The sequence below is a fragment of the Sulfurospirillum oryzae genome, from assembly GCF_025770725.1.
In the GTDB taxonomy this organism is placed as follows: domain Bacteria; phylum Campylobacterota; class Campylobacteria; order Campylobacterales; family Sulfurospirillaceae; genus Sulfurospirillum; species Sulfurospirillum oryzae.
Window position 1 is genome coordinate 200,531 of the sequence record NZ_JANZKZ010000004.1, and the last position, 13,290, is coordinate 213,820.

The 13,290-nt window shown below is 38.8% G+C and carries 14 protein-coding genes; all 14 read left to right on the forward strand.

From position 1 onward, the window contains the following. The first annotated feature begins 14 nt into the window (after window positions 1–14). The 14 genes from N0B29_RS11165 (at window position 15) to N0B29_RS11230 (ending at window position 13,157) form a co-directional block, all read left to right on the forward strand. The gene (locus N0B29_RS11165) at window positions 15–803 is read left to right on the forward strand and encodes an FKBP-type peptidyl-prolyl cis-trans isomerase (protein ID WP_263833807.1); all 789 of its coding nucleotides are present in this window, start codon (window positions 15–17) and stop codon (window positions 801–803) included. Between the two features lie 37 nt (window positions 804–840). Beyond that, on the forward strand, window positions 841–1,518 hold the full coding sequence (locus tag N0B29_RS11170) for a 4Fe-4S dicluster domain-containing protein (protein WP_263833808.1): 678 nt from the start codon (window positions 841–843) through the stop codon (window positions 1,516–1,518). A gap of 2 nt (window positions 1,519–1,520) precedes the next feature. After that, window positions 1,521–2,483: an NrfD/PsrC family molybdoenzyme membrane anchor subunit gene (gene nrfD / locus N0B29_RS11175; RefSeq protein WP_263833809.1), complete on the forward strand. Its 963-nt coding sequence runs from the start codon at window positions 1,521–1,523 to the stop codon at window positions 2,481–2,483. Between the two features lie 114 nt (window positions 2,484–2,597). Next, entirely contained in the window at window positions 2,598–5,291 is a 2,694-nt protein-coding gene (locus N0B29_RS11180) for a cytochrome c biogenesis protein (protein WP_263833810.1), read from the forward strand. A gap of 23 nt (window positions 5,292–5,314) precedes the next feature. After that, window positions 5,315–6,148, forward strand: coding sequence for a tetratricopeptide repeat protein (locus tag N0B29_RS11185; protein ID WP_263833811.1), 834 nt, complete (start codon window positions 5,315–5,317; stop codon window positions 6,146–6,148). Window positions 6,149–6,175: 27 nt separating this feature from the next. After that, window positions 6,176–7,024 (forward strand): nitrous oxide reductase accessory protein NosL, encoded by an 849-nt coding sequence (locus N0B29_RS11190; protein ID WP_263833812.1) that lies wholly within the window; start codon window positions 6,176–6,178, stop codon window positions 7,022–7,024. After that, window positions 7,021–7,209 carry a hypothetical protein gene (locus tag N0B29_RS11195; protein WP_263833813.1) on the forward strand — a complete coding sequence of 63 codons (189 nt, stop codon included), beginning with the start codon at window positions 7,021–7,023 and terminating at the stop codon, window positions 7,207–7,209. Before N0B29_RS11190 ends, N0B29_RS11195 begins: the two co-directional genes overlap by 4 nt. After that, entirely contained in the window at window positions 7,199–8,308 is a 1,110-nt protein-coding gene (locus N0B29_RS11200; protein WP_263833814.1) for an ABC transporter permease, read from the forward strand. Before N0B29_RS11195 ends, N0B29_RS11200 begins: the two co-directional genes overlap by 11 nt. Continuing rightward, window positions 8,308–8,982, forward strand: a complete 675-nt coding sequence (locus tag N0B29_RS11205) for an ABC transporter ATP-binding protein (RefSeq protein WP_263833815.1) — start codon at window positions 8,308–8,310, stop codon at window positions 8,980–8,982. The genes N0B29_RS11200 and N0B29_RS11205 overlap by 1 nt, the downstream gene beginning before the upstream one ends. Continuing rightward, entirely contained in the window at window positions 8,982–9,935 is a 954-nt protein-coding gene (locus N0B29_RS11210; RefSeq protein WP_263833816.1) for a hypothetical protein, read from the forward strand. Before N0B29_RS11205 ends, N0B29_RS11210 begins: the two co-directional genes overlap by 1 nt. Then, window positions 9,932–10,441: a hypothetical protein gene (locus N0B29_RS11215; protein WP_263833817.1), complete on the forward strand. Its 510-nt coding sequence runs from the start codon at window positions 9,932–9,934 to the stop codon at window positions 10,439–10,441. Before N0B29_RS11210 ends, N0B29_RS11215 begins: the two co-directional genes overlap by 4 nt. 249 nt (window positions 10,442–10,690) lie before the next feature. Continuing rightward, entirely contained in the window at window positions 10,691–11,260 is a 570-nt protein-coding gene (locus tag N0B29_RS11220; protein ID WP_263833818.1) for an aminodeoxychorismate/anthranilate synthase component II, read from the forward strand. Continuing rightward, entirely contained in the window at window positions 11,257–12,447 is a 1,191-nt protein-coding gene (locus N0B29_RS11225) for an ArnT family glycosyltransferase (protein ID WP_263833819.1), read from the forward strand. Before N0B29_RS11220 ends, N0B29_RS11225 begins: the two co-directional genes overlap by 4 nt. Before the next feature lie 11 nt (window positions 12,448–12,458). After that, on the forward strand, window positions 12,459–13,157 hold the full coding sequence (locus N0B29_RS11230; protein ID WP_263833820.1) for a pilus assembly FimT family protein: 699 nt from the start codon (window positions 12,459–12,461) through the stop codon (window positions 13,155–13,157). The last annotated feature ends 133 nt before the right edge of the window (window positions 13,158–13,290 follow it).

Below are 13,290 nucleotides of genomic sequence, written 5' to 3' on the forward strand. Positions count from 1 at the left end.
ATAAGGGTATTAAGATGAGAAGTAAAAAAATTTCTATAGGATTATTTGTATTTATTTGTTTGGTTTCTGGGGCATACGCTGGTGAGCTAAAAACACAAGTACAAAAAGAGTCATATAGCATTGGTGTGTCCACTGGAAGTTATATTTCAAATCAACTTTTTGAACAGTCTGAAATGGGTGCAAAAACAGACGTAGATGCTGTTATTGAAGGCGTTATTGATGCACTTAAAAAACAACAGAAGCTTACAGATGACGAAGTTATCACCCATCTTAATAACCGAGCAGAAGTTCTGAATAAAGTGAGTCAAGAGCGTTTTAAACAGGCATTGGACAAAAATATTGATGAAGGCAAAAAATACCTTGCACAAAATGCAAAAAATAAAAATGTTAAAACAACAAAATCGGGATTGCAATATGAAGTGCTCGCTTTAGGATCAGGAGAAAAGCCTAAAAAAGAGAGCATCGTACTTATGAACTATAAAGCCTATTTGGTTAATGGTAAGGTTTTTGATAGCACCTACGAGCGTAAAGAGCCAGCGCATCTTTCAATGGTCAATATTGTTGATGGATTGCAAGAGGGATTGATGTTGATGCCTGAGGGGTCTAAATATAAGTTGGTCATTCCAAGTGACCTTGCGTATGGTAATGCAGATATGCAAGAAATCCCTGGAGGTTCGACAGTTGTTTTTGAGGTAGAGTTGACAAAGGTACTAAAGCCAGGTGAACTTGCCAATAGTGCAAAACCACTGAGCGAAGAGGAAATGAAGCAAGCACACGGTGGTATTGAGAAAAAGAAACTGTAACGCTTGCGTATTCATCTACATGAAATTGGAGGAGAAGATGGAAAATGACGGGAAAAGAAGAGCCTTTCTAAAAGTTTTAGGTCTTGGTTCGGTTACGCTAGGGGGTGCTGGGTACACTCTTATGGCTGACGCTACACAGGAGCCTTCAAAAGCAAAACCTCACTATGGGATGATTTTTGATCAAAACAAATGTGTCGGTTGTACGGATTGTGAAGTCGCCTGTAAAAAAGTCAATGCAGTTCCTGCAGGGCAAGCAAGACTCTTTGTTGAAAACAAAACAGATCCTGCTACACCCATGGAAAAGAAATATGTGCGTGTTTCATGCCAACAGTGTGAAGATGCACCGTGTGTTAAAGTATGTCCAAGTAAAGCGTGCCATCGAGATAGCAAAACGGGTATTGTTACGATGAATCCCGATGACTGTATTGCTTGTAAGTACTGCATTGTCGCATGCCCTTATGATGTTCGTTTCATCAATCATAAGACAAAAGCGGCGGAGAACTGTAATTTTTGTTTAAATACGAATTTAGCAAAAGGAAAAGAGCCAGGTTGTGTGGAAGCTTGCAAATACAAGGCGCTTGTTTTTGGTGATTTAAACGATGAAAATTCTTACATCAATCAAATCTTACATGTAAAAGATTCTGTTCGTATGAAACCAACGTATGGAACAAAACCGAGTTTACGATACATACCTGTTGTAAAGGTGGGGGTATAATCATGAATGGTGCAATTAATTTTACACACGGGTTTTCTCATGGTGTTGAGTGGGGTTGGCCAATTGCGGTTTATCTTCTGCTTGCAGGTATTTCAGGTGGGGCATTGATTGTTGCTTTAATGGTTCGTTATTATAAAAAACAACATGAGGATACACCCTTACTTAAGGCGGCCTCTTTGGTTTCATTTGCAACCATCGCGTTTGGTATGGTCTTTTTGGTGGGTGATCTTGAAAAACCACTCTATTTTTGGAAAATTCTGATCAACTATAACTTCACATCGGTTATGTCGATAGGTGTTTTAGCTATTTCAATCTATATTCCTTTAACACTGGTTATGTGCCTTTATATGTTTGAGAAAGAAATTTCTATTGTGTTGGCGAAAAAGAACACACTTGTAAGTTATTTTGCCATGATTATGAGTATTTTGACACGATTTCGACCATTAATTGAAGTCTTGAGCGTTGTTTTTGCTGTGATTATTTGTGCTTATACAGGTTTTTTGATCTCTGTTTTAGTTCGTTTTCCGATTCTCAATACAGCGATTTTACCAGCTCTCTTTGTGGTTTCTGGTCTTTCTGCGGGAACGGCATCAGCAAGCATGGTCGCTTCTTGGTTATTTAAAGAAGACACTCATTCAAGTGATCTTAAAACGCTTCATACGATTGAATGGCCTGTTATGGCAATTGAGATTATGCTCATTGCGATGCTGTTTGTCTCCTTGCTTGTTGGCAATGAGTTTCAAAAAACAACGACAGTTGCTTTTCAAAGTGGTGTGTATGCCAACCTCTTTTGGTTTGGTGTCATGGGGCTTGGTTTTGGTATCCCGCTTGTGCTAAACTTTGCGTTGGGTAAAAAAATTGCCTCTTCGCATATAGCATTTTACCTCTCAGGAATGGCGAGTGTTGTAGGCGTTTTATGTCTGCGAATGTTTATTATTTACGCAGGACAAACGTTTGGCATCTGATTTTTAACACGCGTTTTAAGCAAAGCTTGAAACGCTACGCTAACGCTGAATTTTCCTCAGCGGAAGGCTCACGCACCCTTGGGGGCTAGTTTTATTTTGTAGTAAAGGTTTAGCATGAAGTTCATACACATTTTGGAAAAATTCTTTTTTTCGTACACGTTTATCCTCTTTATGCTGTTTATTTTAGGTTTGGGTGCAGGCGTTGCAACTTTTGTTGAGAGTGCTTATGACACGCAGAGCGCTAAAGTAATCGTTTATGATGCTCTATGGTATGAAGCCGTCATGCTTTCACTTACCATTTCATTGATCGGTATGATCTATAAAGGCAGGATGTGGAAAAAGCTTGGTGCTTTTACGCTGCATCTTGCTTTTGTTGTGATTCTTCTTGGCGCAGGGTTAACACGTTATTTGGGTTATGAGGGTGTAACACACATTCGTGAAGGCATGAGCGAAAACGAGATGCTCAGTGTTAAGCCTTATCTTCAAATTAAAACCGACAAAAGTTTTTTTGAATATCCTTTGGCTTTAGGGCAAATAGGAAACAATAACTTTAAATTCAAAGAGATCATTGCTGGCAAAGAGTTTACTGTTCAGTACAAAGCGTTTCATGCAGGCGCAAAAGGAGAACTTGGAACACTCATCATCGAAGCTTCTTATGATGGTAAACTCAAAACGGTTAAAATAGAAGGCGGAGCGGGATGGATCGAGCCTCCAACGGTTCTACGTTTTGATAATGTAGAGATCGAACTCTCTTGGGGTTCCAAAGTGGTAGAACTTCCTTTTGCTCTCAAACTCATTGACTTTCAACTCGAACGCTATGCAGGTTCACAAAGTCCTTCCTCGTATGCAAGTGAAATTGAAGTCATAGACAAGAGCGAAAACAAGGTATTCCCTTATAAAATCTACATGAACCATCCTTTGACATACAAAGGGTATAAATTTTTTCAATCTTCGTATGATACCGACGAAAAAGGTACGATTTTAGAAGTGAATAAAGACCCTGGCAAATGGCCGACGTATTTTGGTTATTTTCTTTTATGCGTAGGATTTATTGGAAACTTTTTTACCAAAGGAAGTCGCTTTTTAAAGCTAAGGGCCTTTTTGCAAAAAAGTAGTCTCTCTATGATGCTTCCATTACTCTTATGCTCAACAACGTTTGTTAGGGCAGATCAATCAGCGTATATTGAGCAATTTAGAAAAAATTCGTTTGAACATGCCAATAAAAATTTTAGTGAACTTTTAGTGCAAGATTACATGGGAAGAATTAAACCCATTAGCACAGAAGCCATTGAAATTGTCAATAAAATAGCAGGGAAAAGCTCCCTTTTTGGCTTAAGTGCCGAGCAGATCGTTTTGGGCATGACGACCAATCCATCGTTATGGCAAGAGATGAAGATTATCAAGCTCTCCAATGAGAGTATTAAAAAAGTTTTGAATTTAAAGAGTGATACGGAGTATGTTAGTTTTGCCGAGATGTTTGATGATGAAGGCTATTATAAGCTTGCTAAAGAAGTTGGTACTGCCAACCAAAAAGCACAATCAAGACGTACCACGTTTGATAATGACGTCATTAAGCTTGATGAAAAGCTCAATGTGGCGTATTTAGCTTTAAAAGGGGTCTTTTTTAAATTTATCCCTATTCCAAAAGATCCTAGCAATAAATGGGTTGATCCAAATGAGGCGTTTTCAAATGACTTTATAAGCAGTGATACGAAAAAACTTTTAAATCAATATCTGGTGGGGTTGCAAGAAGGCATTGAAAAAAATAGTTGGTCCAATGCCGATAACGCACTCAATGCTTTAAAAGAGAGTCAACGCGAAACAAGCATGACACCTCTACCTAGTCTTTCTCAAACAAAAGCTGAGGTACTATCTAATCACCTTGCCTTGTTCCAAAAACTGATCTCTTTTTATTTTATTGTGGGGTTGGTCTCTTTTGTGGTGGCTATGTTTTTCATCTTTTTAGGAAAAAGCAACCATACATTAGAGCGTACCATCCTCTATGTTTTTATCGCCGGTTTTGGAGTACACACGCTAGCTTTAGCGCTTAGATGGTACATCTCAGGGCATGCACCATGGAGTGATTCATACGAATCCCTCGTTTACATTGGTTGGTCAGCAAGTTTAGCAGGGGTTGTTGTTTTTAGAAAATCAATTCTGACCTTATCGGCAGCAGCCATATTAGCAGGCATTGCGATGCTGGTTGCACACATGAGTTTTGTTAATCCTCAAATTACCAATCTGGTTCCTGTTTTAAAATCATACTGGCTTACCGTACACGTTTCTGTCATTACCGCAAGTTATGGCTTTTTAGGGCTAGGAGCACTGCTTGGCTTGATCTCTTTGGGATTAATGATCTTTAAACAAAAGCGTAATCAAGAGCGCGTCAATAACCAAATAAGACATATTACGGCGATTAATGAAATAAGCCTTATTATAGGGCTTTCCATGCTTACAGTTGGAAACTTCTTTGGAGGAATTTGGGCAAATGAGTCGTGGGGACGATACTGGGGTTGGGATCCAAAAGAGACGTGGTCTTTTGTTTCCATTATTGTTTATGCGTTTATTTTGCACTTGAGGTTTATTCCTAAATTGAACTCTGTGTTTGTCTTTTCAGTGGCATCATTGCTTGGTTTTTCTTCTATTATAATGACATACTTCGGCGTCAATTTTTACCTCACAGGTATGCACTCTTACGCAGCTTCTGGCGAGCACCCTAGTGTTCCTAGCTTTGTTTACTATACGCTATTTTTAGTTTTGAGCGTATGTGCATTGGCGTATAGAGGGCGAGACGTTAAAACGATTTGATAATTTACATGTAAAGGATAAAAATGAAAAAAGAACTCTTAATGTTAATAGCGTGTGCGGTTATGGCAAACGCAGGATTTATTAAAGAAGGAATGGAAGCGCAAGAGAGTGGCGACCATAAAAAATTGATTGAGATTTATGACAAAGCGTGCAGTGAAGGAAAAGCATCAGGATGCTATAACCTTGCAGTTTTGTATGTTGAAGGTACGGGCAATGTTGCGCAAGACTATGACAAAGCTATTAAACTTTACACCAAAGCATGCGATGACAACTTTGCTTCAGCATGCCATAATTTAGGTCTTTTGTATGCAGGTGGCATTGGCGTGAAGCAAGATTTTGCGAAAGCGAGTGAACTCTATACCAAAGCGTGTGCTGAAAATGAAGGTTGTACCAATTTAGGTCTTTTATATGCCAATGGTGCAGGTGTCAAACAAGACTATGCGAAAGCGATTGAGCTTTATACCAAAGCGTGCAAGAATGAAGATTTGATGGGGTGCAATAACTTAGGTTTCCTTTATGCTGGAGGCAAAGGGGTTACTCAAGATTATAAAAAAGCGAGTGAATACTACCAAAAAACATGTGACGGTGATATCGCTGTTGGGTGTGACAATCTTGGACTTTTATATGCAACAGGTAAAGGGGTTGTTCAAGATTATAAAAAATCGAGCCAATTTTATGAAAAGGCTTGCAAAAGTGGGTATGAGCAAGGGTGCAATAACCTTGGGATTTTATATGCCGAGGGAAAAGGTGTCAGTGCGGACAATGCCAAAGCTAAAGAGCTTTTTAAAAGCAGTTGCGACAAAGGTCTAAAAATTGCGTGTGAAAACGCTCAACTACTCGAGACAATTACCAAATAATAAACTTTACATGTAAAAGGGATCACAATGGTTTTTCGAGTTATTTTAACGCTACTTTGTTTATGGAATCTTGCAAATGCGGAGATGTTTCAAAGTGTTCCAGAGGCGAATGCAACGCTCATTCAATCAGGCAAAGATAAGTACTCATGTCCTAATTGCGGCATGCACTTGGTCAAGTTTTACAAAACAAGCCATGCACACGAAAATCATCAGTATTGCTCCATTCACTGTTTGTATGAAGCAACACTTGGCGTGATTCCTGAAGATGCTAAAGTGGTCGATACCATTACGTTGGAGCTGATTGATGTCAAAAAAGCGTTTTATGTTGTTGGCAGCAAAGTCAAAGGTACGATGACGCGTACGAGTAGTTACGCCTTTGGAAGTGAAAAAGATGCACTCACTTTTGTTTCTGACAATGGTGGCAAGGTGATGAGTTTTAAAGAAGCGTATGCCATAGCAGCAGAAGATTTCCCTAAAGATTTTGCAAAACCGGTAGCTAAAGTAGAAAAAATAGACACTCCATCAGATGCGAAATGCCCTGTATGCGGGATGTTTGTTGCTAAGTATCCCCAATGGGTTGCGATGGCTGATGGCGAGAAAAAGTTTTACTTTGATGGCGTTAAAGACATGATGAAGTACTATTTCTCTCAAAAATTAAGTGCTGAAAAGCTTTATGTGAGCGATTATTATAAGCTCTCAAAATTGCAAGCCCAAAAAGCCTTTTATGTGATGGGCTCAAATGTGTACGGGCCAATGGGTAGCGAACTCATTCCTTTTGCTACGCAAGAAGAGGCACAAAATTTTGCACGCGATCATAATGGTCAAAAGATCATTGGCTTTGATGACATTACCGAAAAAATGGTCAAAGACTTATGAGGTTTTTAACCATGCTCGCTGCCTTCTTTGCCATCTTTTACCTTGTCATTGTGGTGCATGCGTTTAGTTATCCTCGTCAACAACAAGCTGAAGATATTGAAGCACTCTCTTTACATGTAAAAGATACCAAGCTCTCATTGAGCTTTCCAACAAACGAATACCAAAGGTTTGTGTATGCCCAGTAAAAACTTTGTAGAGTATGCTATTTTATTGCTCTTTAAAGACAGAAATGACCATCTTTTTAGCTTTTTAATCTTCTCGTTTATTGTTTTTATCCTCAGTTCGGTGCTTTTTGTCTCTGATTCGTTGCAGTATGATTTGATTAAAAGTATCAAGTCACAGCCTCAAATTGTCGTGGAAAATACAAGGGCAGGGCGCGCTTATGAGATGCACGATGGTTACATCTATGACATCTCTAGAATCACAGGGGTAAGCAGTGTCGAAGGCGCTGTCGATGGCTATTACTACTTTGGGCAAAAGCGTCTTTGGTTTCATATCATTGGCGATCCAAACTTGGCAAAAGATGAGATGCTCATCGGTCAAGGGGTACAAAAAGCGATGGCGGAGCTTTACTATGAAGATGTCTTTCACTTTTTAACCGAAGAGCGCATGATTAAAGTAAAAATCAACAAAATTGCCCCTAAAGGCACAAACATTATCTCTAACGATGCGATCTACCTAAATCCAAATACTGCAAGAGCTGTTTTGGGCATGGAGGTGGATGAGTACTCCAAGCTTTATGTAACCGTTCCAAATCCAAATGAAGTCGGTGAAATTGCACTTAAAATTGTTGAGATTTACCCTACCGCTAAGGCAACCTCACAAGCCGATGCCATAGGCGCAGTGCATCATCTTTACTACTACAAAGGTGGTATTTTTATGATTCTCTACGTGATTTCAATGGTTTCGTTTTTCATTCTTCTTAAAAATCAGATCAGTTTAGTGTATGGCGAAAAGAAAAAAGAGATAGCGATTTTACGTAGCCTTGGTTTTTGCATCAAAGACATCATCGCGCTTAAATTTATCCAAAATATTGTTGTCTCAGTGAGTGCTTACCTGCTAGGAATTGCGCTTGCTTATGTGTATGTTTTTATGGCAAATGCGCCTTTTCTTCGCAATATCTTTTTAGGAAGTGAGCTTGAAAACAGCATTTCGCTCACGCCTGTCATCGACCTCAATTTGCTCTTTCTTATCTTCATTTTTGGTGTCATTCCTTTTTTAGCCTTTGTGATTTTGCCGGCGTGGAAAATTGCCATTAGCGATATGAGCGAGGCGGTGAAATAATGAAAAAAATACGCATACAAAATCTTCATAAACTCTATAATCCCAACAAACCAAATGCCTTTCATGCTCTCAAAAATATCTCTTTTGATGTTGAAGATGGCGAAATGGTTATTTTAAAAGGGGTAAGTGGCAGTGGAAAAAGCACACTTCTCTCTCTCATTGGGGGGCTTAGTAAACCAACCGAAGGCGAGATTTTGATTAACGAGCACAACATTGCTAAGTTGCCTGACATTATGAGTTCTGCTTTTCGTCACAAAGAGATAGGGTTTATTTTCCAATCGTTCAATCTTTTGGAAGGGTTGAGTGTCTATCAGAACGTTTTAGCACCACTATCATTGACGCATCTAAGCCAAGAAGAAGTGCAAGAAAAAGTAAATCATGCGATGGCATTAGCCAATATAGAGCATAAAAAAGAGCAAAAAGTCAGTAGCCTCAGTGGTGGTGAAAAGCAACGCTGCGCCATAGCTAGAGCGGTTGTGATGGAGCCAGAGATTATTTTAGCCGATGAACCAACGGCGAATTTAGATAAAGAGAACGCTTTGATTTTTATTGAAATTCTCAAAAAATTTAAAGCACTTCACAAAACCGTCATTATCGCTACGCACGATGTTTTGTTCGATGAACTTGAATGTATCGACAGATATGTTCATATAAGAGACGGAGAAATCATTTAATGTCTATTTTTTTGTCAAATGAAATCATTGTCTTTCTTTTGATAGAGTTGATTTTAATCGTTTTGATGGCGATTTCTCAGTTTAACATCATCACCATTTTACGCCATTGGGACTTTAACGCTACGACAACATTGCAGTATCGTTTGGAGAAAAAGAACTATCTGATTAACACCATTCTCTATTTTGCGGTTGCTTGCAAAGTGATTTTATTTCTCTTTTTTATTCAATCGCTCAATGCCCTAGCAGGCATCGTGCCAGGTGCGATGTGCTCGGCAGGCGTTGTGGGCTCAAACCATTATGGCAACGCGCTTTTACTCTTAAAATTACTGCTTATTTTTGGCTTTGGACTGTGGCTAATCATCAATAAACTTGACCTCTCTTTCATCACTTTTCCCTACTTAAAGCGCAAATATCTTCTCTTTACGCTTTTATTTGTAGGAGCATTGGTTGAGTTTGTACTTGAAATACTCTACTTCTCAAACATTCCGCTCACCGTACCCGTCTTTTGTTGTTCGGTTGTTTTTCAAGCGCCCAAGCTTCCTTTTGGCTACACACAAACCATGCTGGTTACCTTTTTCTATATGCTTTTGAGCGTTATTGTCCTTTTTAACTCTCTAAAACACACGATGGCAAGCTTTACATGTAACCTTATTTTTCTATTCATCGCTTATTATGCTATTACCTATTTTTTCGGACTTTACATCTACGAAATGCCCAATCACAAATGCCCATACTGCATGCTTCAAAAAGAGTACTATTACATCGGTTATCTGATTTGGGGCTCTCTTTTTCTGGGTATCTTCTTTGGTATCATGCCTTTTTTAATCGAGCGCATTACACAAAAATCGTACGTTTATTTGCTCAAATACTCTTCCATCTGCCTCATCATCACAGCACTTCTTTGTAGCTTTTACGTCATACGCTACTACCTGATGACAGGGGTGTTCCTATGATGAAGTCTTCTTTCGCCACCTTTTTATTACTGGGGGTAATTGCCTTGCTTGTTGTGAGCATGGACATCAGCGAGACACGTGTGTTGGTGCGACACGGAAACATCAACAAAGAGCCTTTGGAGATTGTTCTTGAGAAGTATATCTGCACAGAGAGTAGGGTACCCATCGTCGAACTGTTTAACTCCGCCCAAGCGATCTTACCAAACGGAGATACCTACTTTTTTAATGATGTTGGCAATGTTTTGCTCTGGTTAGGTCGTCAAAAAAACAGAGATGAGATCGTCGTGTGGGTCTACGCCCAAGATACAGAACGCTACGTTTTAGCACAAAGCGCATGGTACTCACGCGTGGAAATCACCCCCATGGGATACGGCTTTGGAGCCTACGAATACCGTGTCTATGGACAGTCTGACTACTACTTCAATGAAGTACAACTCTTCGCACTACGTGGCGAAACACTACTCAATCCTATGATCAATTCGTTATTGGCAAATAATAAAATTTAGTCTTCAAAATTTTAAAGACAAGGCTCAACTTTTAAGATAAATATCTTTACATGTAAAGGTAAAAAAGATCATTTTGCATTACAATTTTTTACCCTTTATCTTCATACTCAAAACATCTTAATTTTAAAACAACACAAAAATTGATACAATAATCGATATTGACTCTATTTGGGGTATAAACCTATACTTTTAAGTATGTATTGGATGGAAAAACTCCTTAAAGTCGGAGTATTTGAGGAAAAAAGACACATGGTATTAATGATAGACAATTACGACAGTTTTACGTATAACATTGTGCAGTACTGCTTAGAGCTTGGCGCCGATCTTAAAGTCATCCGCAATGATGAGCTAAGTATTGAAGAGATCGAGGCGTTGCACCCCGAGAAGATTATTATCTCTCCAGGCCCTGCGACACCTAATGAAGCAGGCGTAAGCCTTGAAGTCATTAAGCATTTTGGTGGAAAGATTCCCATTTTGGGCATTTGTTTAGGGCATCAAGCCATTGGGCAAGCCTTTGGGGGCAAAGTCGTTCGTGCAAAGCGCATGATGCACGGTAAAACGTCTATCACTAAACAACTTCACAACAGTTGCCTTTTTGAGGGACTTCCTGAAACATTTACGACTACAAGGTACCATTCGTTGACAGTAGAGCAAGAAGGATTACCCGATGTTGTTGTTCCCACAGCGTACAGTACGGACGATCATGAGATTATGGCGTTAGAGATTAAAGGTAAACAAATTTACGGCGTGCAGTTTCACCCAGAATCTATTTTGAGTGAGCATGGTCATGCAATTTTAAATAACTTCCTAAAACTATGAGAGAAAGACTTTTTTTACTTCTTATTCTTGTGCTCAGTTGTGCCTTATTGACGTATGGTGCGCAAAGTATCTCTATTAGCCACGATGAAGCCAATATCTTTTTTAATGGCACCAATCTCATTCATTACCTTGCCGTGTACTCAACACAGCTTTTTGGGCAAAATGACTTTGCGCTTCGGTTACCTTTTATTCTGATCCATCTAGCTTCTATTGTTTTGTTGTATAAGATTGGCAAACTTTTTTTAAAAAAACGGATTGACCGCATTTTTTCTGTTGCGCTTTATGCCTTTTTACCAGGAGTCAACGGCGTAGCTCTTTTGGTTAACAGCGGCATCGTTGTAATCTTTTTTAGTCTTTTATTTACCTATCTTTATCTCAAAGAGTACAAAGTCGCTTCTCAATTAGTACTTATCGTCTGCCTTTTCATCGATAACTCATTTGCTATTTTTTATATTGCGTTATTTGTCTATGCTCTTATGAAACGTAAAACCGACCTGCTTATTTTGACGCTGATTTTATTTAGTGCTTCGATGTATCTGTATGGATTTGACACAGGTGGAAAACCTAAGGGTTATTTTATAGATACACTGGGTATCTATGCCATTGTTTTTTCTCCGCTTCTCTTTTTGTACTTTGTGTATGCGATGTACCGCATTCTTATTAAAGAAGAAAAGAATCTTCTATGGTATATCTCTTTCTTTTCTTTAGTTGTTTCATTGCTTCTTTCATTGCGACAAAAACTTTTACTTGAAGATTTTGCTCCGTTCGTTGTTCTTTCTGTTCCCTTAATGGTCAAAGTCTTTTTCAACAGCTATCGCGTAAGACTTCCCGCTTTCCGTAAACTACATACGCTCTTTTTTGGGCTAGTGTTGATCTCATTAGTCATCAGCACAGCATTGAGTAGTTTCAATAAGCCTCTTTACGCTTTCATGCAAGATCCATCAAAACATTTTGCTATCAATTACCACATTGCAGAAGAGTTGGCGAATGCACTGAAAGCAAAAGGGATTAACAAAGTAGTGATGAAAGATGATAAAATGGCTCTCAGACTTAAATTCTATAACATTGAACGTGGTGGAGTTTATAAACTTACAACTCAAAAAGAGATAGAAGAGGGGTATGAGCAGATCGATATTGCTTATTATGGCAAAGTCGTCAAAGCCTTCTATATCTATCGTATTAGTTAAAAGAGGACAAAATGAAAAAAGCGTTTACGATGCTTGAACTGGTGTTTGTTATTGTCGTCGTAGGCATTTTATCTTATTTTGTTTCCACAGGTTTTCAACGCAACCCCCTGCGCGAAGCCGCCGATCAGTTAGTCACTCATATCCGCTACACCCAACACCTTGCTATGATAGATGATAGGTTTGACCCAAATGATAATGATTGGTATAAAGAAAGATGGCAAATTCGTTTTGCTAATACAGCTGGTAGTGATAATGAATGGGCTTATACTATTTATTCTGAAACAGCTGTAGGGGGCCCTGATGGGGTACCAAATGAAAGTGAAATGGCTATAAACCCTCTTGATAGAACTAAGCGGCTAACTGGTGGATATAGTGCTGGAACAGTAGCATATAGTGATGCAAAAGCAAGTAAAGAATTAAATTTGGGACATAAGTATGGAGTTAAAGATATTTATATAGATCCTACAAGTGGCTGTTATGTTAATGCGGGTGCTGGGAATAGAGCGATTTCATTTGATACACTTGGTCGACCGCTATATAATCATGCAAATTCTCTAACTGCTATGTATAATGATAATGCCAATATAAGATTAGTACAAACACAATGTAGAATACAAATATGTTTAACCAATCCTTGTACTGCAGCTACTAATGAGAACAAAATTACAATAGCAATTGAGCCAGAAACAGGTTATACACACATTTTATAATCCTTCTTTGTATTTAACCTTATTTTAAGGTGTATGGATATATAATTTCGTCCTCGTTTGAGAGAACGGGGTTAAAGAGAAGCACCCAAAGTAGGGGATTTGCTTCAAGTTCATTACCATTTTAACAATGTCA